5 protein-coding genes are annotated in these 4780 nt (G+C 68.3%); all 5 read left to right on the forward strand.

The window, feature by feature from the left end:
- Window positions 1-3: 3 nt before the first annotated feature.
- Window positions 4-264: a 50S ribosomal protein L27 gene (gene rpmA, locus AC5RWT_RS34595; RefSeq protein ID WP_493967755.1), complete on the forward strand. Its 261-nt coding sequence runs from the start codon at window positions 4-6 to the stop codon at window positions 262-264.
- Window positions 265-388: 124 nt separating this feature from the next.
- Entirely contained in the window at window positions 389-1939 is a 1551-nt protein-coding gene (gene obgE, locus AC5RWT_RS34600) for a GTPase ObgE (protein ID WP_494084170.1), read from the forward strand.
- On the forward strand, window positions 1929-3062 hold the full coding sequence (gene proB / locus AC5RWT_RS34605; RefSeq protein WP_494084173.1) for a glutamate 5-kinase: 1134 nt from the start codon (window positions 1929-1931) through the stop codon (window positions 3060-3062). Before obgE ends, proB begins: the two co-directional genes overlap by 11 nt.
- Before the next feature lie 81 nt (window positions 3063-3143).
- A complete protein-coding gene (locus AC5RWT_RS34610) occupies window positions 3144-4460 on the forward strand; it encodes a glutamate-5-semialdehyde dehydrogenase (RefSeq protein ID WP_494084171.1) in 1317 nt (438 codons plus the stop codon).
- A 127-nt stretch (window positions 4461-4587) separates the two neighbouring features.
- On the forward strand, window positions 4588-4780 hold a 193-nt coding region (locus AC5RWT_RS34615; RefSeq protein ID WP_494084172.1), incomplete at its 3' end, for a hypothetical protein.

Consider the following 4780-nt stretch of genomic DNA (forward strand, 5'->3'; position numbering starts at 1 on the left):
CAGATGGCACATAAGAAGGGTGCGAGCTCCACTCGCAATGGTCGCGACTCCAACGCACAGCGCCTTGGCGTGAAGCGCTTCGGTGGCCAGGTTGTTTCGGCCGGCGAAATCATCGTCCGCCAGCGCGGTACCCACTTCCACCCCGGCGCCAACGTTGGCCGTGGCGGCGACGACACGCTGTTCGCCCTTGAGGCCGGTGCCGTTGAGTTCGGTACCCGCCGCGGACGCCGCGTCGTCAACATCGTGGCTGCCGCTGGGGAGTAATCCACAGCAGCAAACAGCTTTCCAGTGAGGCGGGCCGACGGTCCGCCTCACTGGTGTTTTAACCAGACTAGAATCACTGGTGGGCCGTTTCGGTTCAGCCCACCGCACAGAGGAGATCGATCACGTGGCAACATTCGTTGACCGGGTAGTCCTGCACGTATCCGGCGGATCCGGTGGCCACGGATGCGTCTCCGTCAAGCGCGAAAAGTTCAAGCCCCTGGGCGGGCCCGACGGCGGCAACGGCGGCAATGGCGGCGATGTGATCCTGCGCGTGGACGCCCAGACCACTACGCTGCTGGACTACCACCACGCCCCGCACCGGCACGCCACCAACGGCGGCCCGGGGATGGGGGACTGGCGGAACGGCAAGAACGGCGCCACGCTGGTGCTGCCCGTGCCGGACGGCACTGTGATCAAGACCAAGAACGGCGACGTGATCGCCGACCTGGTGGGCGACGGAGCCGAGTTCGTGGCCGCAGCCGGCGGCCAGGGCGGGCTGGGCAATGCCGCGCTGGCATCGGCCAAGCGGAAGGCGCCCGGGTTCGCCTTGCTGGGCATCCCCGGAGACGAGCGGGACATCGTCCTGGAACTGAAGTCCATCGCCGATGTCGCACTGGTGGGCTTCCCGTCCGCGGGCAAATCGAGCCTCATCGCAGCCATGTCTGCCGCCCGGCCGAAGATCGCCGACTACCCGTTCACCACGCTCGTGCCGAACCTCGGCGTGGTCCAGGCCGGCGACACCCGCTTCACGATCGCCGACGTGCCCGGACTGATCGAAGGCGCCAGCGAAGGCAAGGGCCTGGGCCACAATTTCCTGCGCCACGTTGAGCGCTGCGCCGCCTTGGTTCACGTGCTGGACTGTGCGGCACTGGAAGCCGACCGCAACCCGCTCTCCGATCTGGAGATTATCGAGCGGGAACTCGAACAGTACGCGGTGGACATGAGCTACGCCGGTGCCGACGGCGACGTGGTCCCGCTCAACGAGCGACCCAAGCTGGTGGCGCTGAACAAGGTGGACGTGCCCGATGGCCGTGATATGGCCGAGTTCGTGCGCCCCGAGCTGGAAAAGCGCGGCTACAAGGTCTTCGAAGTCTCCGCCTCCAGCCACGAGGGACTGCGCCAATTGGGCTTCGCCATGGCGGGGATCGTCGCTGCCGCGCGCGCCGAGGTCAAGGCTGCGCCGCCGAAGGTCGCCCCGGCTGTGCTGCGTCCGCGCTCCGTCAATGAGCGGGGCTTTACCATCCGGCGCGAGGAAAAGAACCTCGAGCCGCTCTTCCGGGTGCTCGGCGAGAAGCCGGTGCGCTGGGTCCAGCAGACCGACTTCAACAACGACGAGGCCGTGGGCTATCTCTCCGACCGGCTGGCCAAGCTGGGCGTCGAGGACCAGCTGTTCAAGTCCGGCGCCCGCCCGGGGGACACGGTAGTGATCGGCGAGGACGATGCCGTGGTCTTCGACTGGGAACCGACGATGGCGGCCGGCGCCGAGCTGCTGTCCTCCCCGCGCGGCACCGACCTGCGCCTGATGGAATACATCCGGCCCACGCGCGAGGAGAAGCGCGAACAGCACCAGGAGCGCAAGGACGCCAAGGCCGCCGCGCGCGCCGAGATGGAGTCCGAGCGCAAGTCCGGCATCTGGACCGCAAAGGAAGACAGTGACGACGACGATGACCTCTGAGCCGGCCACGGTGGCCGACCGGACCCTGCTGGCCACGGCCGGGCGTCTGGTGGTCAAGGTCGGTTCGTCCTCGCTGACCTCCGTGGCCGGGGGCATTTCCGAAGAGGCTCTGTTGTCCCTGGTGGAAGTGCTCTCGGCACGCCGCAACGCCGGCACCGAAATCATTCTGGTCTCTTCCGGCGCCATCTCGGCAGGCCTGGCCCCGTTGGGCCTGGGGCGCCGGCCACGCGACCTGGCCACCCAGCAGGCTGCCGCCAGCGTGGGCCAGGGCCTGCTGATGGCCCGTTACACGCAGGCCTTCGGTGCCCGGGGCATTACGGTGAGCCAGGTGCTGCTGACCGCCGAGGACCTGATGCGGCGCCAGCATTACGCCAACGCGTACCGGGCCATGCACCGGCTGCTGCACCTCGGCGTCGTCCCCGTGGTCAACGAGAACGACACCGTGGCGACGCACGAAATCCGCTTCGGCGACAATGACCGGCTGGCCGCCCTGGTGGCCCACCTGGTCAAGGCCGACGCGCTGGTGCTGCTCTCCGACGTGGACGCGCTCTACGACGGCCCGCCGAAAGACGGCGCCCAGCGGATCCCGCTGGTGGCCCGCCCCCAGGATCTGGACGGCGTGAACATCGGCCGCACCGGCGCCGCGGGCGTCGGCACCGGCGGCATGATGACCAAGGTGGAGGCCGCCGGCATCGCCGCCGCTTCGGGCATCCCGGCACTGGTCACCTCCACCCCGAACGCCGCGCGGGCGCTGGCCGGCGAGGACATCGGAACCTGGTTCGCGGTCAGCGGCACCCGACGGCCGCCGCGGCTGCTCTGGCTGGCGCATCTGGCCTCCGTCCAGGGCCGGCTGGTGCTCGACGACGGCGCCGTGCAGGCCGTGCGCGAGAAGCACCGGTCACTGCTGCCGGCCGGCATCGTCTCGGTCAAAGGCGACTTTGAGCCGGGGGACCCGGTGGAACTGGCCGATGGCGACGGCCGCATCGTTGCCCGCGGCCTGGTCAACTTCTCGTCCTACGAACTCCCGCGCATGCTCGGCCGCTCCACCAAGGAGCTAGCGGCGTCGCTTGGGCGGCAGTACGAACGGGAAGTCATCCACGTGGACGATTTGGTCCTGCTCTAAACCACGACGGCAGCCGCCGCGGCAGCGTAACGTGACCTCCGTCGTCGTGCTTCGCATGGCCCACCGGCTAAAATCGAGGGTATGACCCAGACAGCCTCTTCCCAGTCCGCGGCCGAAGCGTCCCAGGACAGCCAGAAGCCGGATGCCACTGCCGCAGTGGAGGTGATCGCCGGACGGTCCCGGAACGCCGCCCGCCGGATGGCCCGCGCCAACCGGGCGTGGAAGGACAAGGCGCTGCGGGAGATCGCCGACTCCTTGGTCGGAAAGCGCGATTTGGTGCTGCAGGCCAACCGCCGGGATCTGGACGAAGGCAAGGCAAATGGCACCAGCGCCGCACTGCTGGACCGGCTGACCCTCGACCTCAAACGCATCGACGGACTGGCCGCTGCGCTGGAGAACCTGGCCGCGCTGCCGGATCCGGTGGGCACCGTGATGCGCGGTCAGACGTTGCCGAACGGACTGCGGCTGCGCCAGGTCCACGTTCCGATGGGTGTCGTGGCGGCCATTTACGAGGCCCGCCCGAACGTCACGGTTGATATCGCCGGCTTGGCGCTCAAGAGCGGCAATGCCGTGATCCTGCGCGGCGGCAGCGCGGCGCGGCACACGAATGTTGCCCTGCTGGGCATCATCCGCGACGCGCTGGACCGCGTGGGCCTGCCCGCCGACGCCGTGCAGAGCGTGGACGACTACGGCCGCGACGGCGCCAACGCGCTCATGCAGGCCCGCGGCCTGGTGGACGTGCTGATTCCGCGCGGCGGCCGCGAGCTGATCCAGTCCGTGGTGAACAACGCCAAGGTGCCGGTGATCGAAACCGGCGAAGGCAACGTCCACATCTATCTGGACGAATCGGCCGGCACGGAGATGGCCGTGGACATCCTGCTCAACGCCAAGACCCAGCGCCCCTCGGTCTGCAATACCGTCGAGACGCTGCTGGTGCACCGCGATGCCGCGGCCACGGCAGACGTTCTGGCGGCGCTTGCCGGTGCCGGCGTAAGGCTTCATGTGGACCAGCGTGTGGCGGCGGCGCTGCCGTCAGGCGTCGAGGCCCAACCCGCCACCGACGAGGACTGGGGCCGCGAGTACATGGACCTGGACCTGGCGGTGGCCATGGTTGACTCCCTTGATGATGCGTTGAGGCACATCCGCACCTGGACGACCGGCCACACCGAGGCGATTATTACCAACGATCTGCGCCACGCCGAGAAGTTCATTGCCGAAATCGATTCGGCTGCGGTGATCGTCAACGCTTCCACCCGGTTTACCGACGGCGGAGAGCTGGGCCTGGGTGCCGAAGTGGGCATATCCACGCAGAAGATGCATGCCCGCGGTCCGATGGGGCTTCGGGAACTCACCACCACCAAGTGGATCGTCCAGGGCGACGGCCAGGTCCGCGACTAAGCCTTGCGCCGGGCGGTCCTGCGCCCGGCCGAATCACGGTTCCGTTGCCGGAACGCGTACCATGAGTAGGAAGCCATACCCCGGCCGCCAGCGTGCGGCCGGATCAGAAGAACCTCAAGGGAGAATCATGCTGTCTCAGGTCCTCGGCGCCACGCTCGTGGCCAGCGAAGCCGCCCATGTCGAACTGCCGGTGCCCGCCTGGGCAGTCGGCGTCGGTTTTATGACGCTCTTCGTGCTCATGATGTTCGCCACGGTCGCGTTCACCAGCGTGGGCCAGCGCCACTCGGCCGTCGAGGAGCACGTGGACCCGCACCGCCAGC

The organism is Arthrobacter sp. Dra40 (assembly GCF_059091905.1).

What these genes read in the sequence shown, in the direction of transcription:
- rpmA (WP_493967755.1), top strand. Translation starts at nt 4, where the DNA reads ATGGCACATAAGAAGGGTGCGAGCTCCACTCGCAATGGTCGCGACTCC.
- proB (WP_494084173.1), top strand. Translation starts at nt 1,929, where the DNA reads ATGACCTCTGAGCCGGCCACGGTGGCCGACCGGACCCTGCTGGCCACG.
- AC5RWT_RS34610 (WP_494084171.1), top strand. Translation starts at nt 3,144, where the DNA reads ATGACCCAGACAGCCTCTTCCCAGTCCGCGGCCGAAGCGTCCCAGGAC.